Origin of the sequence: Streptomyces sp. NPDC057302 (genome assembly GCF_042667685.1) — a bacterium.
GTDB lineage: Bacteria > Actinomycetota > Actinomycetes > Streptomycetales > Streptomycetaceae > Streptomyces.
Genome location: NZ_JBHUZJ010000003.1, coordinates 25962 through 48644 on the forward strand (window position 1 = coordinate 25962; position 22683 = coordinate 48644).

Here is a 22683-nt window from a genome sequence, read left to right on the forward strand (position 1 = left end):
AGGTCTGGAAGAACATGTCTGAACTGCGACGCGAAGTCTCCGAGCTGGAGAGCAAGTCCGCCACGGCGGCCCGCCTCTTCGACATCAGGCGGATCATCGGTGGTCTGTTCGTCGTCTACGGGATCATCGTGACGATCGCCGGCATCTCACCGTCCGACGCCGACATGAAGAAGGCGCAGGACATCAACATCAACCTGTGGACGGGCCTGGCCATGCTGGCGCTCGGCCTCTTCTTCCTCGGCTGGCTGTGGCTGCGGCCCACGGTGGCTCCCACCGAGGCACCGGAAGACGAGTAACACCCCTGGACGGGGCCCGAGTTCACTGCACCGGTGACTCGGGCCCCGTCGGCGTCTCCACGTCGTTGGCGAAAGCGGCGGCGGGCCGCTCCGCGCGGTCGAGCAGGCCCGTACGGGCGGCGAGTGCCGCGGCCTCCAGGCGGGATCCGACGCCCAGCTTCATCAGCACGCGCTGCACGTGCGTGCGCGCGGTGCTGGGCGCGATCCCCATCCCGGCGGCGATAAGCCGGGTGTCCTCGCCGTCCGCGACCCGCACCAGGACCTCGACCTCGCGCGGCGTCAGCATCTGCAGCAGCCGCTGCCCCTCGTCGTCGGGCTGTGCGGCCGGGTTGAGCAGTTCGCTGAAGGCTCCCTGGAGCAACTGCGGGGCGACGGCGGCCTCGCCCGCTCTCGCCTTCATGATGGCGCGCTCGACACCTTCGATGCGCTCGTCATGGCGTACGTAGCCGGAAGCCCCCGCGGCGAAGGCCGCGGCGATGCCGCGCGGGCTCGGCACCGGGCCGAGCACCACCACGGCGACCTGCGGGCGCTCCCGCTTGATCTTCACGACCGGATCGAACATGCCGGGCTCGGCGGGCGTCGCCGTGCCGAGCAGACAGACCTCGGGAGCGCGGCTGATCACCAGCTCGGCCGCCCCGGCCGCGGGCGCGGCCGCGGCGAGCACCCGGTGCCCGCGCAGTTTTAACGCCGAGGCGAGTGCCTCGGCCAGCAGTCGGTGGTCGTCGACCACCATGAGTCGCACACCCATCGAGCAACCCCCCACCTTCCCCCACGGATCCCCCACGGATCGAGGGCCCCCCGGCCCTGCACCCACTCGTTCCCCGGAAGCTACACGCTTGTTCGACGTCGCGCGCCCCCTACCGGCGAGAAGCGGCCCGGAATGCCTAAATCCCGGCCATGCGCGAGTGAAGGGGAGTACGTGCGTACGGAACGTCCCGCGGGGAGAGCGGAACGGCCCCGCTCCTTTTCAGGAACGGGGCCGTTCGGTGCGTACGCGGAGGTCACGAGGGCTACTGGGCGACGAATCCCAGAGCCGTGTACTCCTTCTCGTCCTTCGAGTACGGCTTGCTGATCAGCTCCTTGCCGAGATACAGCTTGCCGTCGCCGTAAAGGAGTTCGTTCGATTTCGGCACCATGCTGCTGATCGCGCTGCCGACGGAATCGGCCGCGGGGGTCTCCAGGAGCTTGGTCGCCTTCATCGTCTTGCCGTTGATGGAAATGACCTGGGCGCCCTTGTTGTAGCCCGCGTCCTTGTACGCCAGGATGTTGCCGCCGTCCATGCGGATGGGGAACATCTCGCCGTCCTCGCCCGCGTCGGCGCGGTCACCGGTGGTCTTTCCGGTGGCCAGCGAGAACGAGATGATCTCGTTCGTCTGGCTGTAGCCGTCACCGCCGCCGTCGTGCTGGCGGGTGGGGACGTAGAGCTTGTCGTTGCCGACCGCGAGCGCGGTGCAGGCGTAGACGACGTTGACCTCGCAGTCGTGGTCGTACTTGCCGTCCGGCAGCGAGATCTTGGCGCGGAGCTTGCCCTGGTCGTCGATCGAGAAGGCGTCCGTGATGCCGCTCGCGGTGATCTCCTGGGTGTCCTGGCCGTAGACGACCGGGCGAGTGGAGATGATCTTGGCGTTGTCGACGCCCGGCGTGACCGGGTAGGTCCACTTGACCTTGCCGTTCGCGGGGTTGAGGAGCTGGATCTTCAGCTTCTCGTCGCCGTAGTCACCGCACTTCTGTACGGCCACGAGCTGCTCGCCGCCCGCGTAGCCCTCGTCCTGGCAATCGTCGCCGGGGGTGGGCTCCCACAGGTGCTTGCCCTTGGTGATCTCGAAGGCGGCGCCGCCCGCGCTGGACCCTGCCGCGACGGTGCTGCCGCTGATGGTGACCTCTTGGATCCGGGCGTCCGCGCTGCCCTCGTCGATGGTCTCCGTCCAGAGCTTCTTGCCGTTCTTCAGGTCGATCGCCGAGATCTGCGAGCAGGTCTCGTGGTCGCCCTTCTTGTTCCGCTTGGCCGCCTCGTACGCGACCGCGGCGATGCCGTCCTTGGTGACCTCGCGCGACGCGGCACAGGTCTGGCCCGCGAGCGGCAGCGTCCACTGCTCCTTGCCGTCGGCCGGGTCGTAGCCGACGATCTCGTTGACGCCCGCCTTGGCGTAGACGTCGTCGGTGAGCCAGGAGCCCTTGATGCTCCAGACGTCGTCCTTGGGCACCTCGGGCTGCGGGATCTGCATGGAGACCGTGGCGCCGGTGTTGGCCGGGACCTTCTCCGTGCCGGGGCCGCTCGGACCCTGCTCGCCGCCGCCCTTGCCCTCGTCGCCGCCGCCCTTGCCGCCGGTCGGGCCCGCGGAGCTCGCCTCGGGGTCGTCCTTGTCGTCCGAGGTCGTGGCGTAGATGACACCGCCGCCGACGATCACGGCGATCGCGACGACCGCCGCGATGATGATCTTCATCTGGCCGCTGAGCTTCGAGCCGCCCGAGCCGGCGGGCACGCCCGGCTGCGGCGACATCGGCATCGTCGGGGGCTGCTGCTGGTAGGCGCCGTACGGGGGCTGCTGACCGTAGGGGGCCTGCTGCTGGCCGTAGGGAGCCTGCTGGCCGTACGGCTGGGTCGGCTGACCCGGGTAGCCGTAGCCCTGGGGCTGGCCCTGCGGCGGCGGGGGCGGCATCGGCGGCTGGGTCGGCGCCGGGGCCGGCGGAGGAGTCTGCGGCGGGGCCTGCGGGTAGCCGTACGTCGGGTTCGGGTTCGGCTCGGGGGCCTTGCCGAAACCGCCGGGCGGCGGATCCTGAGGTGCGCCGAAACCGCCGGGCGGCGGGTCCTGGGGAGCGCCGAACCCGCCCTGCGGGGGCTCGTTGGGCGGCTGGGGCGGCTGCGTCATGACGTCGATTCCTTGGGGACGAGAGATGAACTAGGCGACAAAGGGGCGGCTTGCCCGACGGAGAAGGTCACTTGCCGTAGGCCAGCATCAGCTTCTCCTGGCCCTTTGCGCTGCCCGAGAGCCGCGTGGTGGAGATGTAGAAGCGACCGTCCACGTAGTCGATCGCCTTCGAGTAGAAGCCGCTCTCGATCTCCGAGGTCCCTTCCGGGTTCTTCATGAGCGTCTTGGGCGTGTGCGAACCGGACAGCGGGATCGAGACGACCCGGCCGCCGGAGTCGTACGACGGGTTGACGTAGGCGATGAGCGAACCGCCCTCGACCTTCATCGGCAGCATCGATTCCTCAAGCGGCGACTTGGTGCGCCAGGCTTCCTTGCCGGTGGCGAGGCTGATCGCCACGACCTCGTTGGCGCCGGACGTCGCCTCGGTCGGCAGGTAGAGGTTCTTGTCGTCGGTCGTCGCGCCCAGGCACCCCTGGAGGCTGCCGCCGAGGAACGTCGAACCGTCGCACTCCGGCGCGAACTTCTCGTCCACGCCGACCTCGGAGCGGGTGTCACTGCTGTTGGGCTTCAGCGTCGTGATGTTCCACTTCTTCTTGTCCTCGTTGCTGAGGTAGACGATCGTCGGGCTCTCGGAGTAGATCCGGCCGATCCGCCAGCCCTTGGGGAACTTCTTCGTCCACACCGTGGCGCCGGTCTTCGGGTCGAGCTGGCGCAGCTCGTCGTGCTCGGTGGACGTGCTCGCCCCGCACGAGTAGGCGACGAGCATCTTCTTGCCACCGGCGAAGCCACCGGGGAAGCAGGCGCCCGGGTCCTTCTTCTCGGCGACGAAGAGCTCCTTGCCGTCGCTCACGTTCAGCGCGGTACCGGACTGGGAGCGGCCCACCATCAGCGTGTCACCGGTGATGGAGAGGTCGGTGCTGAGGGACATGTCGAAGAGGCCCTCCTCCTCGACCGGCTTCACCCAGCCCTTGTCACCCGTCTTCAGATCGACGAGCTGAATCTGGTTGCACTTGGAGTTGTCCTTCTGCCCGTCCTTGTACGCGACGAAGATCTTGTCGTCGTCCGTCATCTGCGGGGTCGCGCCACAGATCTTCTGCGGGAACTTGATCGTCGGCCAGGCGCTGTCGCCCGTCTTGACGTTGTAGGCGGTGATCTCCTTGTACGCGGCCTTGACGGCGATGTCGCCCTTGATCCACGTGCCCTTGGCGTCGGCGCCGGAACCGGGCACCTTGGGCGCCTCCTTGTACCAGAGCACCTTCGACTCGCCGGGCTGGCGGCCCGCGTTGAGGTCTTCCTTCTCCCCGCCCCCGTCGCCGTCGCCGTCACCCGGGTTGACCGGTGCGGATTCGCTGGCCTTGGGGTCGTCGCTCTTGCCCGCGACGGGCTTCTTCTTACTGGGGTCGTCATCGCCGCCGCCGACGACCGCCCAGGCAACGCCGCCGATGACGAGCGCCCCGGCGGCCACGGCCGCCACGATCAGGCCGGGCTTGCCCTTGAAGGGGTTCTTGCCGCCGCCGCCCGGGGCGGCGGGCATGCCGGGGCCACCGGGGCCGCCGGGGAACTGCGGCTGCTGCGGGTAGCCGTACTGGGGCTGGGTGTACGGGCCCGGCTGACCCGGCTGGGTGGGCTGGCCGTAGGGGCCCGGCTGACCGGGCTGCGTGGGCTGGCCGTAAGGTCCGGGCTGGTTGTACGGTCCGGGCTGCTGCGGGTAGCCGTAACCCGGCTGGGGCGCGGGCGGCTGCTGCGGGTAGCCGTAGCCGGGCTGGGTCGCGGGCGGTGTCTGCGGCGGCTGGGGCGGCTGGCCCGGTGGCTGCGGCGCGGCTCCCTGCTGTGGATCCTGCGGAGCTCCAAAACCGCCGGACGGCGGTTGGTTGGGCGGCTGAGTCATCAGCGCTTCCCCCTTCACTGATTTTTCGGCACGCCAAGTGGTGCTCGGGCCGACCTTTCTATCACCCTGGCCCCTAGCACAACTGACCGGTCCGTCCCCTGTTCCCAAGGGAGGACCGGCCCGTGATGCGTCTGTTACTAGACCTCTACGCGCTCTCCGCGAGCTCCAGCCAGCGCATCTCCAACTCGTCGCGCTCGCTCACGAGTTCGCGCAACTCGGCGTCCAGTTTGGCCACCTTTCCGAAGTCGGTGGCGTTATCGGCGATTTGGGCATGCAGCCAGGTTTCCTTCGTGGACATCTTGTCCAGCTGCCGCTCGATCTTCTGGAGTTCCTTCTTCGCGGCGCGCGCGTCGGCGGAGGAGACGGCCTTCGGCGCGGCGGCCGGCGCCGCGGACCCCGAGACCTCGGCGACGGGAGCCGCGGGCATCCCGGCGTCCGCCATCCGCTTGCGCCGCTCCAGGTACTCGTCGATGCCGCGCGGCAGCATCCGCATCGTGGCGTCGCCGAGCAGCGCGAAGACCTTGTCGGTGGTGCGCTCCAGGAAGAACCGGTCGTGGGAGATCACGACCATCGACCCGGGCCAGCTGTCGAGGACGTCCTCGAGCTGGGTCAGCGTCTCGATGTCGAGGTCGTTCGTCGGCTCGTCGAGGAAGAGGACGTTCGGCTCGTCCATCAGGAGGCGCAGGAGCTGGAGCCGCCGCCGCTCACCACCGGACAGGTCGCCGACGGGCGTCCACTGCTTCTCCTTGTTGAACCCGAACATCTCGCAGAGCTGCCCGGCGGTCATCTCCCGGCCCTTGCCGAGGTCGACCCGCTCGCGCACCTGCTGCACGGCCTGCAACACCCGCAGCGTCGGGGCGAGTTCGGCCACTTCCTGCGACAGATAGGCGAGCTTCACGGTCTTGCCGACCACGACACGGCCCGCCTCGGGCTGTACGTCGCCGTCGGAGCGCTGGGCCTCGGCCATCGCCCGCAGGAGCGAGGTCTTGCCCGCGCCGTTGACGCCCACCAGGCCGATGCGGTCGCCGGGGCCGAGCTGCCAGGTCAGGTGCTTGAGGAGCAGCTTGGGTCCGGCCTGGACGGTCACGTCCTCCAGGTCGAAGACGGTCTTGCCGAGCCGGGTGGTGGCGAACTTCATCAGCTCGCTGGTGTCCCGGGGCGGCGGCACGTCGGCGATGAGTTCGTTCGCGGCCTCGATGCGGTACCGGGGCTTGCTGGTGCGGGCGGGGGCGCCGCGCCGCAGCCAGGCCAGCTCCTTGCGCATCAGGTTCTTGCGCTTGGTCTCCTCGGTGGCCGCGATGCGCTCGCGCTCGGCACGCGCGAAGACGTAGTCGGAGTACCCGCCCTCGTACTCGAAGACGGAACCCCCCTGCACGTCCCACATGCGCGTACAGACCTGGTCGAGGAACCAGCGGTCGTGCGTGACGCAGACGAGCGCCGAGCGCCGCGTCCGCAGGTGCTCGGCGAGCCAGGCGATGCCCTCGACGTCGAGGTGGTTGGTCGGCTCGTCGAGCACGATCAGGTCGGGCTCGCCGATGAGCAGCTTCGCGAGCGCGATGCGCCGGCGCTCGCCGCCGGAGAGCGGGCCGATGACCGTGTCGAGGCCCTGCGGGAAGCCCGGCATGTCCAGGCCGCCGAAGAGGCCGGTGAGCACGTCGCGGATCTTGGCGCTGCCCGCCCACTCGTGGTCGGCGAGGTCGCCGATGACCTCGTGCCGGACGGTCGCCTCGGGGTCGAGCGAGTCGTGCTGGGTCAGCACGCCGAGCTGCAGCCCGCCGTTGTGCGTGACCCGCCCGGAGTCCGTCTCCTCCAGCTTGGCGAGCATCCGGATGAGGGTCGTCTTGCCGTCTCCGTTGCGCCCCACGACGCCGATCCGGTCCCCCTCGGACACGCCGAGGGAGACACCGTCGAGCAGGGCACGCGTGCCGTACACCTTGCTGACTGCCTCGACATTGACCAGGTTGACGGCCATTAACGCTCCAGGGAAGGGGATCGATCGACCTCCAGCGTAGTCGGAGGCGGCGGCTCTCGGCCCGGCGGCCGGTGCGGGGTACACGCAGGCCCGTGGATCAGCCCGTCCGGCGCCCGGGGAGGGAGAAGCTGCCCGCACGCTCCACGAGGAACCACCCCGCCAACGCAAGACCCACGGCCACCGGCGCCGTCATCCGTACGGCCACCACCATCGCCGTACGCCCTTCGAGCAGTCCCCCGAACCCGACCATGGAGAGCCCGAGCACCCCGAAGAGACAGAGCACGACCCCCACCGCGGCGACGGGCCCCGAACCCCCGCCCGGCTCCCCCGCCGCGGCCGGCCGCTCGAAGCGGCGGAAGGCCGCCACCAGCAGGCCGGTGAGCACCGCGGCGGCCGCCATCCGCGGCGGAACCTGCGCCCACCATGCCCCCGACGCGGGTTCCGGCAGCGGCACGTCCGTCGCGATCAGCACCCCGTACACCCCGAGCATCGCCGTCAGGTGCCACAGGAACGCCGTCATCGAGATCCCGTTCGCGGCCACCACGCCCCGCCAGACCCGGGGCCGCGCGAGCCACCGCACCGCGGGCCCGCGCAGCAGCTCCACCGCGCCCACCAGCCACAGTCCGTGGCACAGGAGCGCGAAGGTCGGCGGAGCCATGTTGGACACGCGCTCGCCCGGCATGCCGACCATCGAGAGCGGATAGGGCCCGAAGGCCACCAGCGCCGAGGCGCCCGCGAGGCCCGCCACGGCCATGGCCGCGGGCGCCCGGAGCCTGCCGTCCGCCCGCAGGAAGCCGAGCTGGTGCACGGCGAGCCATACGAAGGCGAAGTTCAGGAACTCGACGTACGGCACTCCGAAGGCGAAGCGCGCGGCGTCCACCGCCGCGGCGGCAAGCACGAGACCGCCGAACGCGCCCCACCCGTACCGCTCGTGCAGCGCGAGGAGCGGCGGCGTGAAGGCGACCATGGCCAGGTAGATGCCGATGAACCAGAGCGGCTGGGCGACGAGCCGAAGCGTCACGTCGAGCAACGCGCCGCCCTCACCCAGGAGTTGCACCAGCAGGGCGGCCACGCCCCACACCCCGATGAAGACCATCGTCGGCCGCAGCAGCCGCTGGAGGCGGGCCCGCAGGAACGCCGAGTAGACGGACGTGCCCGCTTCCGCCTTCCGGCTCAGGGAGCGGTAGGAGAGCGCGTGCGAGAAACCGCCGACGAAGAAGAACACCGGCATGATCTGCAACACCCAGGTGAGCAGCTGCAGTTCGGGTACGACGGCGAGGAGGTTGCCGACCTCCGTGCGCCCGTCGTCGCCGACCGTCACCGCCGCCATCAGCCAGTGCCCGACGACGACCGTGCCGAGCGAGGCGACCCGCAGCAGGTCGATGTACCGGTCACGCCCGGTGGGCGTCTGCTCGGCCAGTTCGCGAACGCTTGATCCCATGTACGTACGGTCGCGCGCACCGCGGGCCCGGCATCAGCGCGTACGTACTCAGATCCGCGCCTGAGTACGTGGCCCCCTAAACCACCGTGGCACCCGGTGCGGGCGAGAGCGCCACCCGGGCCGAGCGGCAGGTGCCGGAGGCCGTGAGCGCCGCGGCGACCCGCCCTGCGGACTCGGCGTCCGCGGCCAGGAACGCCGTCGTGGGCCCCGATCCGGAGACCAGCGCGGCCAGGGCGCCCGCCTCGGTGCCGGTGGCGAGGGTGTCGGCGAGCGAGGGGAAGAGCGAGAGAGCCGCGGGCTGAAGATCATTGGAGACGGCGCCGGCGAGAGCGACGGCATCCCCCTTGCGCAGGGCGTCGAGCAGTCCGGCGGACGCCTCCGGAGCGGGAGCGTCCGGGGTCAGCCGGTCGAACTCGCGGTAGACCGCGGGCGTGGAGAGCCCGCCGTCGGCAACGGCGAACACCCAGTGAAAGTGCCCACCCACCTCCAGAACCTCGAGCTTCTCGCCGCGCCCTGTCCCGAGCGCGGCCCCGCCCACCAGGCTGAACGGCACGTCGCTGCCCAACTCGGCGCAGATGTCGAGCAGTTCGTCCCGCGAGGCCTCGGTCCCCCACAGCGCGTCGCACGCCAGGAGCGCGCCCGCGCCGTCCGCGCTGCCGCCCGCCATGCCGCCCGCGACGGGGATGTCCTTGGCGATGTGGATGTGCACGTCGGCCGTACGTCCATGCCGCGCGGCCAGCATCTCCGCGGCTCTTGCGGCCAAGTTCGTACGATCGAGAGGCACTTGAGAAGCGTCGGGCCCGGAGCACGTCACGCGCAGCTGCTCGGCGGGGCTCACGGTGACTTCGTCGTAGAGCCCGACGGCGAGGAAGACGTTCGCCAGGTCATGGAACCCGTCCGCGCGAGCGGCGCCCACCGCGAGCTGCACATTGACCTTGGCGGGAACCCGAACCGTCACGCCCTGGCTCACGCGCCCGCTCCCTTGTGCTCGGCGATCCGCGCGAACTCCTCCACCGTCAGCGCTTCGCCGCGTGCCTGGGGCGAGACTCCGGCGGCGACGAGCGCCGCCTCAGCCGCTGCGGCGGAGCCCGCCCATCCGGCGAGCGCGGCCCGCAGGGTCTTGCGCCGCTGGGCGAAGGCCGCGTCGACGACGGCGAAGACCTCCTTCTTCGAAGCGGAGGTCTTGACCGGCTCAGCGCGCCGCACGAGCGAGACGAGACCCGAGTCGACATTCGGGGCGGGCCAGAACACATTGCGCCCGATGGACCCGGCGCGCTTCACGTCGGCGTACCAGTTGGCCTTGACCGAGGGCACGCCGTACACCTTGGAGCCGGGAGGGGCGGCGAGGCGGTCGGCGACCTCGGCCTGCACCATCACGAGGGTGCGCTCGATGCTGGGGAACGTGTCGAGCATGTGCAGCAGGACGGGCACGGCCACGTTGTAGGGAAGGTTGGCGACCAGCGCGGTCGGGGCGGGGCCCGGCAGCTCGCGTACGAGCATGGCGTCGCTGTGCACCAGCGCGAAGGAGTCCGCCTTCGCCGGGAGCCGGGCCTCGATGGTCGCCGGGAGTGCTCCCGCGAGCACGTCGTCGATCTCGACCGCGATGACGCTGTCCGCGGTGTCGAGGAGCGCCAGGGTCAGCGAGCCGAGCCCCGGGCCGACCTCGACGACCACGTCCTGCGGGCCGACTTCCGCGGTACGGACGATGCGGCGGACTGTGTTGGCGTCGATGACGAAGTTCTGGCCGCGCTGCTTTGTCGGGCGTACGCCCAAGGCAGCGGCCAGCTCGCGGATATCGCCGGCTCCCAGCAGGGCCCCGGCCTCACTATTACTCACCCCCCCAGGTTACGGGGCTTGACCCCACCTCCTGGCCAGCCACCGCTCACCCCGCACCCGCCTCTGCCGAACAAGCCTCCCCGCCCACCCGCCCGATCACCCCGCATCCGACCCTGGACGAACAGGCTTTCCCGCCCACCCACCCGATTGCCCCGCAGCGACTTGCGGGCGGGAAGGCGGGGGGGGCAAGCCGCGACGGGTCCGCAGTCGGGAGCGCTCGTGAGGGGACGTGCCGGTATGTCTGCCCGGAGCACGGTTCCTGTCGCTCCCCCGCCGAAGAACCCAAGCGGCCACCGGACGATAGCGAGGACGGACATACCGGCACGGCCCCGCCCCCAAGACGGACCAGCACCGCACCCCGCACCCCGCACCCCCTAGAGCCGCCCCCCACAATGCGGCCACGGACTCGCCCCCCGCTGCACATAAAGCTTCTTAGCGCGAAACGTCTGCTCCCCCGCCGACGCATCCTGCGGCCGCCCCGCCCCACCCAGCCCCTGCCACGTCCGCGTATCGAACTGGTACAGCCCCCCGTACGTCCCCGACGCGTCCACCGCACTCGGGCGCCCGCCCGACTCGCAGTGCGCCAGCGACCCCCAGTTCAGGCCCTCCGCCCCCGCCACCGAACTCGGCCGCTGCTTCGTCCCCACCTTCACGATCTGCGTCTGCGGCTGACGCGCGATCTCCGACCGCACCCGCCGCGGCTTCTGCTTGACGCCGTTGACCGTCCGCAACGCGTACGTGACCCGCCGGGTCCCCTGGTGGCCCTGCCGCTCCACGACCTCCGTACCCACGAACAGCGAGGGATCGTCCGTCCGCCGCACGTCGAACGGGATCGGCTCCTCCCGCACCTCCTTGCGCCCGGAGATCCGCATGACGGTCACCGTCTGCCCGTCGCGCGGAAAGCTGTCGGGCGGCACCGACGTCGTGTCCTGGCCGTTCAGGGTGAGGCCCGACTCCTGGACCGCCTCCGCCACGGTCGCCGCGTTCGTACGGATGGTCCGTTCACGCCCGTCCGCCATGATCGTCACGGTGCGTTCGGTGCGTACGTCCAGGTCAAGGCCGTCCCGCGCGATCCGCTTGCTCCGCGAGGCCGACAGATAGGCGCCTTCGGCCCGCACCCCGAGCTGCCGCAGCGCGCCGTCCACCGTGCGCGCCGTCGTCCACACCTCGCGCCGCTGCCCGTCCAGGGTGAGCTTGACCGGCCGGCCGTAGCGGACGGCGATCTCGTCGCCGCTGGCCAGGGCCGTGGTCGCGGTCGGCGCCACGATGTCGTGCGTGCCGAAGTCCACGCCTTCGTCTTCCAGCAGCTCACCCACGTCGTCCGCGAACGTGTGCAGGGTGCGTGACTCGCCGTCGACGCTCAGCTGCACGGCCTTGTCGTTGGCGACGAAGGCGGAGGTGCCGCCCGCGAGGAAGGCCACGACCAGCGCCTGCGGCAACAGCCGCCGCAACGCGTCGGGCCGCTCCGACGAGGCCTTCGCCCGCCCACCCGACCGCCCGCCCGACCGCGGACCCGCCTTCTTGCGCCGCGCTGCCCGCCGCGCCTCGGCCCGCCCCCCGTCGGGAACGGACCCGGTGGCCTGCCGGGGAAAGCGCTCCCCGGCCTCGGGCTCGGCCCACAGCTCCGGCTCGCCCCTCAGCTCCGGCTCGGCCCACAGCTCCGGCTCATAGGTCGTGCCGCCCCCATAAGACGTCTCGTACTGCGGCGCATGACTCACGACGGGGCTCCAGCGTTCTCGTTCTGGTCCGGATCGGGCGAGGCGGACCAGAACCTAGCGGAGCAACCGTCACTCTCCAAAGCAGCGCGACTACGCAGTGTCGCGGAGATCCCCCGGAGCGGGGGCCGCGGGCGTTATCCGTCAGTAATCAAAGGCACGCGCCGTATTGACCGAGATCGCCTCGGCCATGGCGTCCTCGCCGATCCCGCGCACCTCGGCCATCGCCCGCAATGTGACCGGAATGAGATACGGGGCGTTAGGCCGTCCGCGGTAGGGAGCGGGCGTGAGGAAGGGCGCGTCCGTCTCCACGAGCACCAGTTCCAGCGGCGCGACGGCCAGCGCGTCCCGCAGCCCCTGCGCGTTCTTGAAGGTCATGTTGCCGGCGAAGGACATGAAGTAGCCGTTCTCCGCGCACACTTGGGCCATCGCCGCGTCACCCGAGTAGCAGTGGAAGACGGTGCGCTCCGGAGCGCCCTCCTCCTTCAGGACCCGCAGCACATCTTCGTGCGCCTCGCGATCGTGGATGACCAGCGCCTTGCCGTGCCGCTTGGCGATCTCGATGTGGGCGCGGAAGGACCGCTCCTGGGCGGCCTTGCCCTCGGGTCCGGTGCGGAAGTAGTCGAGCCCGGTCTCGCCCACGCCCTTGACCTGCGGCAGTGCGGCAAGAGCGTCGATCTCGGCGAGCGCGGCGTCGAGGGCGCCCTCGCCGCCCGCCTCGCGCGCGCCCTGCCGGGACCATCCGTCGGGGTCGCCGAGCACGATGCGCGGCGCCTCGTTGGGATGCAGGGCGACGGTGGCGTGCACGCTCTCGTACGCGGCGGCCGTTTGCGCGGCCCAGCGCGAGCCCGCCACGTCACAGCCCACCTGCACGACCGTCGTCACGCCCACCGCCGCGGCCTTGGCGAGCCCGTCGTCCACCGACCCCGACTGCATGTCGAGGTGGGTGTGGGAGTCGGCGACCGGAACCCGCAGGGGTTCGGGCAGCGGCGGCGCGGCGTTCTTGGCGTCGGAAGGCATGCCCCCGATCCTACGAAGGGGGGCGTCGGCCTGCCGAAACGGGCATCATCCCGCCTTGCGGTGGTGGAAGGGATGCAGCAGCGCCGACAGATGCCAGTGGTGCTTGGGCTCACGGGGCTCGGCCGCTTCGGCCCCGGCGTCGGACTTGGCCGCCACCCGCGGCGCGTGATGCCGCTGCATCAGATCGAGCACCGACGACACCTGCCCCGCCCGCATGATCCGTACGACGTGCCCGTCGCAGTTCAGGCACGTCGGCCGGGTCAAAGGCGACGGCACATGCAGGCCGTCCGCCACGTACATCACGAATTCCTTGCCCTTGCCGTCCACGTGATGCTCGATCTCGTACGACTGTTCCCAACCGTGCCCGCACCGCATACAGGCGAAGGCGTACGACTCGTGAACGGTGTTTGTCTTGGATATCGCGTTGGACGCCGTGGTGTGGTGACCGGTGTCGGCGATTTCACTCATGCCAGCTCCTCTTGTCCGCTGGACAAGCGCTGCCGTGCCGGGGTTCTCCTCCCGACCGGAAGCGTGGGGACGGGTGCGTCCCCTTTGACCAGTGGACGCCTTTCCCGGAGTGGGCGCATCAGACCTGTCGACAGTTGAAGGCGATTTGGCCTTTCCATAGCCTTCAGGCCCGGTGCGCGGCCCGCACTTTGCCTTTTACGATAGTCCTTTGCCGTCCGATGGGGCGGCCTGAGCCGCATTCTTTGCCGCCACGACCGCATCGAATACGTCCCGCTTGGGTAGCCCCGCATCGGCCGCGACGGCGGCGATCGCCTCCTTGCGTCGCTCCCCCGCCTCCTCGCGCACCCGCACCCTGCGCACCAGCTCCTCGGGACCCAGCTCACCAGGGCTTTTCTCCGGTGCGCCCTCGACGACGACGGTGATCTCCCCGCGTACTCCGTCGGCCGCCCACTCCGCGAGCTCCTTCAGCGGACCGCGCTTGATCTCTTCGTACGTCTTGGTCAGCTCGCGGCAGACGGCCGCCCTGCGTTCGTCGCCGAACGCCTCGGCCATCGCGAGGAGGGTGTCGTCGATCCGGTGCGGTGCCTCGAAGTAGACGAGAGTGCGACGGTCCTCGGCCACCTCGCGCAGCCGCGAGAGCCGCTCGCCCGCCTTGCGCGGCAGGAACCCCTCGAAGCAGAAACGGTCCACCGGAAGGCCCGAGAGGGCGAGCGCGGTGAGCACGGCGGACGGTCCCGGCACGGCCGTGACCCGGATGTCCTTCTCCACGGCGGCGGCCACGAGGCGGTACCCGGGGTCGGACACCGACGGCATCCCGGCATCGGTCACGAGCAGCACCCGCGCCCCGCCGACCAGGGCCTCGACCAGTTCGGGCGTCCGCGCGGTCTCGTTGCCCTCGAAGTACGAGACGACCCGCCCGCCCACCTGCACGCCGAGCGCCTGGGTGAGCCTGCGCAGCCGCCGGGTGTCCTCGGCGGCCACGACGTCGGCCGATCCGAGCTCGGCGGCGAGCCGCGGCGGGGCGTCCGCGACATCGCCGATGGGCGTGCCCGCGAGGACGAGGGTTCCGGTGGACGGGTTTCCGGGAGGCCGGCTGCTGGGAGAATCTGCGCTTCCTGTCACGGATCCATCCTCGCAGGGGCCGGGAGCGGGACTCACACAGTCGGGTTCCCTACGATGGCGCGGTGACCAGTACCGCGTCTTCCCCGGACACCCGCCAGGGCCAGGCAGCCGAGGAGCAGCAGCCGTCGTGGCAGCACAGGCTGCGCCGCTTCGGTTACGTGGCGCGGCCCACCACCGATGTCCGGGCCCGGCTCGTGCCCGCGTACACCGAACCGGGCCCGCGGCTGTGGGCGACGATCGGCGTGCCCAAGCGGTACGCCGCCCTGCTGGTCCGGTGGTCCGGGTGGATCGGACCGCTGCTGATCACGCTCGTCGCCGGGATCACCCGGTTCTGGAATCTCGGCAACCCCAAGGCCGTGATATTCGACGAGACGTACTACGCGAAGGACGCCTGGGCGCTGATCCACCGGGGCTTCGAGGTCAACTGGCCGGAGAAGGTCAACGACACCGTCCTGGAGCAGGGATCGAGCATCACGGTCCCCACGGACGCCGCGTACGTGGTGCATCCGCCGGTCGGCAAGTACGTCATCGGCATCGGTGAGTGGATCTTCGGCTTCGATCCCTTCGGCTGGCGCTTCATGACGGCGGTGCTCGGCACCCTGTCGGTCCTGATGCTCTGCCGGATCGGGCGCCGGCTCTTCCGCTCGACGTTCCTGGGCTGTCTGGCGGGCGGGCTGCTCGCGGTGGACGGGCTGCACTTCGTGATGAGCCGCACCGCGCTGCTCGACCAGGTCCTGATGTTCTTCGTGCTCGCCGCGTTCGGCTGCTTCCTGATCGACCGGGACAAGGCGCGGGAGAGGCTCGCGGCCGCGCTGCCCACGGACGGGGACGGCATCGTCCGCCCCGACGCGTACGTCGCCGAGACGCTGCGCCTGGGGTGGCGGCCCTGGCGGTGGGCGGCCGGTCTCTGCCTGGGGCTCGCGTTCGGGACCAAGTGGAACGGCCTGTACATCATGGTCTTCTTCTGCTTGATGACCGTCCTGTGGGACGTCGGCAGCCGCCGCGTCGCGGGCGCCGAGCGCCCCTACCTCGCGGCCTTGAAGCGGGACGTCTTCCCGGCGTTCGTCTCGACGGTGCCGGTCGCGATCGGTACGTACGTCCTGTCCTGGCTCGGCTGGGTCCTCTCCCCGACCGACGGCACGGGCGGCTACTACCGCGACTGGGCGGCGACGGACGGCAAGGGCGGCTCCTGGACGCTGCTGCCGGACTGGCTGCGCAGCCTGTGGCACTACGAACACGCGGTGTACGACTTCCATGTGGGGCTCTCCTCGCCGCACACCTACCAGTCGAACCCGTGGAGCTGGATCGTCGACGGCCGCCCCGTCTCGTACTTCTACGAGTCACCGCTGCCCGGCAAGGACGGCTGCCCCGCGGGCACCGCGGAGAAGTGCGCCCGCGAGGTCCTCGCTCTCGGTACGCCGATGCTGTGGTGGGCGGGGGCGTTCGCGCTGCTCTACGTGCTGTGGCGGTGGGTGTTCCGCAGGGACTGGCGTGCGGGGGCGATCGTGTGCGGGATCGCGGCGGGTTATCTGCCGTGGTTCATGTACCAGGAGCGGACGATCTTCTTCTTCTACGCCGTCGTCTTCGTGCCGTTCCTCTGCCTGGCCGTGGCGATGATGATCGGCGCGATCCTGGGTCCGCCGGGGTCCAGTGAGCGGCGCAGGGTCGTGGGCGCCGCGGCGTCGGGAGTCCTGGTGCTCCTGATCCTCTGGAACTTCATCTGGTTCTGGCCGATTTACACCGGCCAAGCCATTCCCATCGATTCCTGGCGGGCCCGCATGCTCCTGGACACGTGGGTCTAGACATCACGCGGGTCCGGGCATCTGGCTGTAGTGGGCATCTAGGACACCTTCGGATAACAGCTCCCTCACACGTCACCTCCTCCGCTTAAGGTTCGGTGCGAACCACCCTCCCGAACGCATTCGGGAGGGCTCCTGGGGAGGGGGCGCGGAATGCGCAAAGGGGTAAAGGTCACTCTGGTCGGCGGGGTGTTCGCCGTCATGGTCGGGGGCGCCGGATACGGCGCGTACAACTTGGTGAACGGCGTGACCGGGGCGGGCGGTTCGTCGGGGGCGGGCCCCTCGACGGTGAAGGCGGGGCCGCCGACGAGCCGCGAGATCGGCGAGACGACGGAGAAGTTCTTCGCCGCGTGGGCCAAGGGCGACGCCAAGGGCGCCGGGGAGTACACGAACAACGCGGAAGTGGCATCGGCGATCCTGACCGGTTACCGCGACGACGCCCACCTGACGAAGGTGAAGATCGCGCCGGGCAAGGCCACCGGCGCCACCGTGCCGTTCTCGGTCGAGGCGACGGTGTCGTACGAGGGAAAGACCAAGCCTTTCGCGTACGAGTCGGAACTGACCGTCGTCCGGGGCAAGACCACGGGACGCGCGCTCGTCGACTGGGAGCCCTCGGTCATCCACCCGGACCTGAAGCGGGACGACACCCTGGAGACCGGCGAGGCCGCCGCGCCCGCCCTCCAGGCCGTCGACCGGCACGGCACGGTTTTGGACAAGAAGGACTACCCCTCGCTGGGCCCGGTCCTGGACCAACTGCGCGCCAAGTACGGCGACAAGGCGGGCGGCACTCCCGGCGTCGAGCTCTACGTCCAGCACGCGGACGAGGACGCGGGCACCGAGACGCTCCTCACGCTCGCCAAGGGCAAGGCGGGCCGGCTGAGGACGACGCTGAGCGCGCCCGCGCAGCGCGCCGCCGAGAAGGCGGTGGCGCAGCACGCGAACTCCTCGGTGGTCGCCGTGCAGCCGAGTTCCGGCGAGGTCCTCGCGGTGGCCAACCACCGGAAGGACGAGTTCAACGCGGCGTTCGAGGGCAAGCTGGCGCCCGGCTCGACGATGAAGATCGTCTCGGCGGCGATGCTCATCGACAAGGGCGTGACGAAGGCGGGCAGCCCCGCTCCCTGCCCGGAGACCGCGACCTGGCAGAGCACCACCGTCGGCAACCTCCCGGGCCTGGCCCCGAACGAGAAGGCGACGCTGGAGGACAGCTTCGCGCGCTCCTGCAACACCGCGTTCGTGAAGCTGGTCGACGAGGACGGCATCACGGACGAGTCGCTCACCGAGGAGGCCCAGAACCGGTTCGGCCTGGGGCTCGACTGGAAGGTGGGCGTCGTGACGACCGACGGCTCGGTCCCGGCGTCCGGTGGCGGCGACCGGGCGATGAACATGATCGGCCAGGGCCAGGTGCAGCTGAACCCGCTCAACATGGCGTCGGTCACGGCGACCGCGATGACGGGGTCCTTCCGGCAGCCGGTCATCGTCCCCCAGAGCCTGGACGACCGTGAACTGGCGCAGGCGGACGGCCTGCCCGCGTCCACCGTCCAGCAGCTGCGCCGGATGATGAACCGCACGGCGGTCAGCGGCACCGGCGCCCGTGCCATGGCAGGGCTCAGCGGCAGCATCGGCGCCAAGACGGGCTCGGCGGAGGTCCAGGGCCAGGAGCGGCCGGACAGCTGGTTCACGGGCTACCGCACGGACGTGGCGGCCGCCGCGGTGGTCCAGGAAGGCGGCCACGGAGGGGATACGGCGGGCCCTATCGTGGCGGCGGTACTTGCCGCAGGCAGTTGAGGTGATTGGTCGGGGGCTTCATGAAAGCCCCCTAGTGTGGGGCCTTCCGGTGCAGAGCTTGGGGGCTCTGGGATCTGCGGAGGGTCAGTGGGCAAGCGAGGGCGCGCCAGCGAGCGCAAGGGCATCAAGAACATCACGGGCAGACCGGTCACGCCGGGCGCACCGGGCGCGAAGAGCGCCAAGGTGCACCCCGGGGTGCTCGGCGGCGCCGCCGCCGTGGTCGTGTGCGGCGTGGGAATCGCCGCGTACAGCCTGATCGGCGGCGGCTCGTCCGGTGACGGCGACGGGACGGTCGACGAGAAGCCGGTGGCCTCGGGCCCGCCGACGGCCGCCGAGGTCCGCGCCACCACGCAGGGCTTCCTCGCCGCATGGGAGAAGGGCGACGTGGCGAAGGCCGCGGCGCTCACGGACGACCGGACGGCGGCGAAGACCGCGCTCACCGCGTACGCCAAGGACTCCCACCTCACCAAGGTGAAGCTGGCGCCGGGCAAGCGGGCGGGCGCCAAGGTGCCGTTCTCGGTGACGTCCACGGTCTCGTACGAGGGAAAGAGCAAGCCCTTCGCCTACGGGTCCGAGCTCACCGTGGTGCGCAGGAAGCACGACGGCAGGACGCTGGTCGGCTGGCAGCCCTCCGTCGTCCACCCGGACCTGAAGGACGGCGACCGTCTGGTCACCGGTGAGGCCGGGGACCCGCCGATCAAGGCGGTGGACCGGGACGGCGGCGAGCTGACCAAGGCGAAGTACCCCTCGCTGGGCACGGTGTTGGACAGCATGCGCGAGAAGTTCGGCGAGAAGGCCGGCGGCACCGCGGGCGTCGAGCTGCGCGTCGTACGCAAGAACAGCGCGAAGGCGGCCGAGAAGTCGGCGACGTCGAAGGACGACGACAAGGCGACGCCCGACAAGACGCTGCTCACGCTCTCCCCCGGCACTCCCGGCACCCTGAAGACGACCTTCGACCCCACGCTCCAGGCGGCGGCGGAGAAGGAGACCGGCAAGCGCAAGCAGGCGTCGGTGGTCCTGGTGAAGCCGAGCACGGGCGAGATCCTGGCGGCGGCCAACTCCAACCCCAGCGGCTTCAACACGGCCTTCCAGGGTTCGCTCGCCCCCGGCTCGACGATGAAGGTCATCACGTCGTCCCTGCTTCTGGAGAAGAAGCTCGCGGGCGTCGACAAGAAGCATCCGTGCCCGAAGTACGTGACGTACGGCGGCTGGAAGTTCCAGAACGACGACAAGTTCCAGATCAAGGACGGCACGTTCCGCGCGAGCTTCGCCCGGTCCTGCAACACGGCTTTCATCAGCCAGGCCAAGAAGCTCCAGAACGACTCCCTGACCAAGCAGGCCCAGGAGGTCTTCGGTCTGGGCCGCGACAACTGGTCCATCGGCGCCCCGTCCTTCGACGGCGCGGTCCCGGTGCAGAGCGACGCGCAGATGGGGGCGTCGCTGATCGGGCAGGGCGGGGTCCGCATGAACCCGCTGAACATGGCGTCGGTGGCGGCCACGGTGAAGTCGGGCGGTTTCAAGCAGCCGTACCTGGTCTCCCCGGACGTCGACAAGCGCACGCCGGCGACCGCCCCGCGCAAGATGTCGGGCGCGACGGCTTCAGCTCTGCGCGATCTGATGCACTACACGGCGGTCGCGGGCACGGCGGTGGAGCCCATGTCCGGGCTCGGCTCCGACATGGGCGCGAAGACGGGTTCCGCGGAGGTCGACGGCCAGAAGAAGCCCAACGGCTGGTTCACGGCGTACCGCGGCGATCTGGCCGCGGGAGCGGTGGTGCAGCAGGGCGGCCACGGCGGCGACTCGGCGGGGCCGCTGGTGCGGGCGATGTTCCTGGCGGACAAGTAGTCGGGACAGGCAGCCGGGGACAAGCAGCCGCTCTCCTCGGTACGGGTTGTCCGGCATGCGAATACACGGTCGCGTGCCCGGTACACGGACAGCTAGCGTGCCGGGCATGAGCGCTACAGATTCCCCCGCCAGCCCCCGTTTCGCCGAGGCCGCGCGCCGGCTGGGCCTCGGCGAGCTGATCTCAGAGGTCCGCAGCTTCCCGGAGGGAGCCCGCACCGCCCAGGAGGCCGCCGCGGCCATCGGCTGTGAGCTGAGCCAGATCTGCAAGTCACTGATCTTCGCGGCGGACGGCGTCCCGGTCCTGGTCCTGATGGACGGCGCCTCGCGGGTCGACCTGGAGCTCGTGCGGTGGGAGTTGTGCGCGGCGAAGGTGACGCGCGCGAAGGCGGACGTCGTCCGGGAGACCACGGGGTACGCGATCGGCGGCGTACCGCCCTTCGGCCACGCGACGAAGACGCGCGTCCTCGCGGACCGCTCCCTGCTCGCCCACGAGGTGGTGTGGGCGGCGGCGGGCACTCCGTACGCGGTCTTCCCCATGGCACCCAAGGACCTGATCGCCCACGCGAACGGCACCCTGGTGGACGTGCGCGAGCTCGCCAAGTGACGCCGCTGGTCACGGCGGCGGTCCTGCTGGCCGCCGTCACGCACGCGAGCTGGAACGCGATCGCGCACCACATCACGGACAAACTGGTCGGCTTCACCCTCATCTCCGGCGGCGGGCTCCTGATCGGCCTGCTCATCGCCCCGTTCGCGTCGATGCCGGCCGCCGGGGCGTGGCCGTACTTGATCGTCTCCGCGGTGATCCACGTCGGCTACTACGCCCTGCTCATGAAGTCCTTCAAGCTCGGCGACTTCGGCCAGGCGTACCCGATCGCACGCGGCACGGCGCCACTGGTGGTCACCGTCCTCGCCGCCGTCTTCGCGGGCGAGATCCCCGACGGCTGGCAGGCGGCGGGCGTCGCGGTCTCCTGCGCGGGCCTGACGGGCCTCGCCCTGTGGGGCATACGAGGATCGGGCCGACGCCCCGACTGGACGGCGATCGGAGCGGCCCTCGCGACGGGCGTCTCGATCGCGGCGTACACGGTGGTGGACGGCCTCGGCGTCCGCGCCTCCGGCTCCTCGATGGGCTACATCGCCTGGCTAATGATCATGGAAGGCCTCGCCATCCCGCTGTACGCGGCGTACCGCTGGCGCGGGGCTTTCGTGGCCCGCCTGCGCCCGTTCGCGGCGGTGGGCCTGCTCGGCGCGGCCCTGTCGGTGGCCGCGTACGGCCTGGTCCTGTGGGCCCAGACGAAGGCGGACCTGGCGCCCATCTCGGCGCTGCGGGAGTCGTCGATCATCGTCGGCGCGGCGATAGGCGCGATCTTCTTCAAGGAGAAGTTCGGGGCGCCGAGGCTCGTGGCGGCAGGGCTGATGGTGGCGGGCATCGGCTTGATGCTGCACGCGGGGTAGGGCGGGCGCGGCGTCAGTCCTGGGCCGCGTACGAGAGGAAGCTCTGCCACGCATCTGCGGCGACGGCGAACTGGGGACTCTGGTGCACCTTGGAGTCCCGCACGTGGACGGTCGAAGGGCAACGAGCCACCTCGACGCAGTCTCCGTCGCTGCCGCTGCTGTAGCTGGACTTCCACCAGGAGAGGGCGACTTCGACGCAGTCGTCGCCGTCGGAGCCGCTGTAGCTGCTCTTGAACCAAGCCAGATCGGACGTGTTCATAGCGCTCCTCGCATCCGCTTCAACAGGCCCTTGGAGTCCTCGGGGGTGAGAGCCTGTGAGCGCAGTCTCGCATAGCGCTGAAGCATGATGCTGACCTCTTTGGGGTCAGTGATCAGCAAGCCTCCGCGCTGCCCTTCGGCATAGCCGAACCACTTGTTGTCAGCCGTCTCCAGCACCCGCAACGGCCCATCGAACCCCGCGTGATCCGGTTGCAGCAACGGCATGACCTGGAACTCGACGTTGAACTGCCCTGCCCGCTCCAGCAGATGGTCGATCAGCTCTCGTGTCGCCTCTGGCCCGCCGGTGCGACGCTCGATCAACGCCTGCTCAATGATGAAGCTGAACGTGATCGGCGGTCGTCGCTGAAAGAGCCTCTGACGTTCCAGGCGGGCCACCACCTGCTTGTCGACTTGCTCGCCATCCTTGACCGGAGGGACGCTGACGGTCACTGCCCGTGCGTATGACTCCGTCTGCAGCAACCCCGGAATGACTCGGCACTCGTAGGTCCACAGAGTGACCGCCTCCGCCTCGAACTTCGCCCACTGCCGGAACCAACTGGCCAGCCCCGGCTGCCGGGACAGATGCCGCGCCGCACCCCGTAGCGCGCCGAACGCGTCCAGAGTCTCCTCGGCCCGCTCCACGAAGTCCGGCTGCGGAAAGCGGCGGCCCTGCTCGATCTTGGCGACCGTCTGGACCGAGTACCCGACCAGCTCGGCGAACTCCTCCTGAGTCAGGCCCGCCCGTTTGCGGAAGGCCTTGAGGACTTCGCCGAACGTCCGCAGACTGTCCGACACCTCCGGCTCACCGCAGCCCTGCGCCCCGCCCGCATCGTCCGTCATGTGAGGACACCTCCGTTGCGCTCGCCCCGCGACTCACCGCCAACCCACTTATGGTTACGGACAGTTGCCACCCCTG

The 22683-nt window shown here is 70.3% G+C and carries 19 protein-coding genes; 6 read left to right on the forward strand and 13 right to left on the reverse strand.

Going from position 1 to position 22683, the window contains the following annotated elements:
• The first annotated feature begins 14 nt into the window (after positions 1-14).
• On the forward strand, positions 15-296 hold the full coding sequence (locus ACFUPX_RS03145) for a hypothetical protein (protein WP_383314962.1): 282 nt from the start codon (positions 15-17) through the stop codon (positions 294-296).
• A 22-nt stretch (positions 297-318) separates the two neighbouring features.
• Here the strand turns inward: ACFUPX_RS03145 and ACFUPX_RS03150 are convergent, their stop codons facing one another.
• From ACFUPX_RS03150 to rsmI, 11 genes are all read right to left on the reverse strand, one after another.
• Entirely contained in the window at positions 319-1044 is a 726-nt protein-coding gene (locus tag ACFUPX_RS03150) for a LuxR C-terminal-related transcriptional regulator (protein WP_383314964.1), read from the reverse strand.
• Between the two features lie 262 nt (positions 1045-1306).
• Entirely contained in the window at positions 1307-3166 is a 1860-nt protein-coding gene (locus ACFUPX_RS03155; protein WP_383314967.1) for a PQQ-binding-like beta-propeller repeat protein, read from the reverse strand.
• 67 nt (positions 3167-3233) lie between these two features.
• On the reverse strand, positions 3234-5054 hold the full coding sequence (locus ACFUPX_RS03160; RefSeq protein WP_383314970.1) for a PQQ-binding-like beta-propeller repeat protein: 1821 nt from the start codon (positions 5052-5054) through the stop codon (positions 3234-3236).
• A 145-nt stretch (positions 5055-5199) separates the two neighbouring features.
• Positions 5200-7026 carry an ABC-F family ATP-binding cassette domain-containing protein gene (locus tag ACFUPX_RS03165; RefSeq protein ID WP_383314973.1) on the reverse strand — a complete coding sequence of 609 codons (1827 nt, stop codon included), beginning with the start codon at positions 7024-7026 and terminating at the stop codon, positions 5200-5202.
• 97 nt (positions 7027-7123) lie between these two features.
• Entirely contained in the window at positions 7124-8467 is a 1344-nt protein-coding gene (locus ACFUPX_RS03170) for an acyltransferase (protein WP_383314977.1), read from the reverse strand.
• A 76-nt stretch (positions 8468-8543) separates the two neighbouring features.
• Positions 8544-9437: a 4-(cytidine 5'-diphospho)-2-C-methyl-D-erythritol kinase gene (locus ACFUPX_RS03175; RefSeq protein WP_383314980.1), complete on the reverse strand. Its 894-nt coding sequence runs from the start codon at positions 9435-9437 to the stop codon at positions 8544-8546.
• Positions 9434-10303 carry a 16S rRNA (adenine(1518)-N(6)/adenine(1519)-N(6))-dimethyltransferase RsmA gene (gene rsmA / locus ACFUPX_RS03180; RefSeq protein WP_383314983.1) on the reverse strand — a complete coding sequence of 290 codons (870 nt, stop codon included), beginning with the start codon at positions 10301-10303 and terminating at the stop codon, positions 9434-9436. The genes ACFUPX_RS03175 and rsmA overlap by 4 nt, the downstream gene beginning before the upstream one ends.
• A 374-nt stretch (positions 10304-10677) precedes the next feature.
• Positions 10678-12021 (reverse strand): ubiquitin-like domain-containing protein, encoded by a 1344-nt coding sequence (locus ACFUPX_RS03185; RefSeq protein ID WP_383314986.1) that lies wholly within the window; start codon positions 12019-12021, stop codon positions 10678-10680.
• Positions 12022-12162: 141 nt separating this feature from the next.
• Positions 12163-13038, reverse strand: a complete 876-nt coding sequence (locus ACFUPX_RS03190) for a TatD family hydrolase (RefSeq protein ID WP_383314989.1) — start codon at positions 13036-13038, stop codon at positions 12163-12165.
• 45 nt (positions 13039-13083) lie between these two features.
• Positions 13084-13506, reverse strand: coding sequence for a hypothetical protein (locus ACFUPX_RS03195; RefSeq protein ID WP_383314992.1), 423 nt, complete (start codon positions 13504-13506; stop codon positions 13084-13086).
• A 195-nt stretch (positions 13507-13701) separates the two neighbouring features.
• Positions 13702-14628 (reverse strand): 16S rRNA (cytidine(1402)-2'-O)-methyltransferase, encoded by a 927-nt coding sequence (gene rsmI / locus ACFUPX_RS03200; RefSeq protein WP_383314997.1) that lies wholly within the window; start codon positions 14626-14628, stop codon positions 13702-13704.
• A 62-nt stretch (positions 14629-14690) separates the two neighbouring features.
• On the opposite strand from rsmI, the gene ACFUPX_RS03205 reads away from it, so the two are divergent.
• From ACFUPX_RS03205 to ACFUPX_RS03225, 5 genes are all read left to right on the forward strand, one after another.
• Entirely contained in the window at positions 14691-16430 is a 1740-nt protein-coding gene (locus ACFUPX_RS03205) for a dolichyl-phosphate-mannose--protein mannosyltransferase (protein WP_383315000.1), read from the forward strand.
• Positions 16431-16580: 150 nt separating this feature from the next.
• Positions 16581-18212, forward strand: coding sequence for a penicillin-binding transpeptidase domain-containing protein (locus ACFUPX_RS03210; protein WP_383315003.1), 1632 nt, complete (start codon positions 16581-16583; stop codon positions 18210-18212).
• 87 nt (positions 18213-18299) lie between these two features.
• Complete coding sequence (locus ACFUPX_RS03215; protein WP_383315007.1) at positions 18300-20057, forward strand: penicillin-binding transpeptidase domain-containing protein; 1758 nt, start codon at positions 18300-18302, stop codon at positions 20055-20057.
• 106 nt (positions 20058-20163) lie between these two features.
• Positions 20164-20661: a YbaK/EbsC family protein gene (locus ACFUPX_RS03220; RefSeq protein WP_383315010.1), complete on the forward strand. Its 498-nt coding sequence runs from the start codon at positions 20164-20166 to the stop codon at positions 20659-20661.
• Positions 20658-21509 (forward strand): EamA family transporter, encoded by an 852-nt coding sequence (locus ACFUPX_RS03225; protein WP_383315013.1) that lies wholly within the window; start codon positions 20658-20660, stop codon positions 21507-21509. Before ACFUPX_RS03220 ends, ACFUPX_RS03225 begins: the two co-directional genes overlap by 4 nt.
• 13 nt (positions 21510-21522) lie before the next feature.
• Here ACFUPX_RS03225 and ACFUPX_RS03230 read toward each other — a convergent pair whose 3' ends face one another.
• Together ACFUPX_RS03230 and ACFUPX_RS03235 are read right to left on the reverse strand one after the other, a co-directional pair.
• Entirely contained in the window at positions 21523-21768 is a 246-nt protein-coding gene (locus tag ACFUPX_RS03230) for a DUF397 domain-containing protein (protein WP_383315016.1), read from the reverse strand.
• Entirely contained in the window at positions 21765-22607 is an 843-nt protein-coding gene (locus tag ACFUPX_RS03235) for a Scr1 family TA system antitoxin-like transcriptional regulator (RefSeq protein ID WP_383315021.1), read from the reverse strand. Before ACFUPX_RS03235 ends, ACFUPX_RS03230 begins: the two co-directional genes overlap by 4 nt.
• Positions 22608-22683 lie beyond the last annotated feature (76 nt).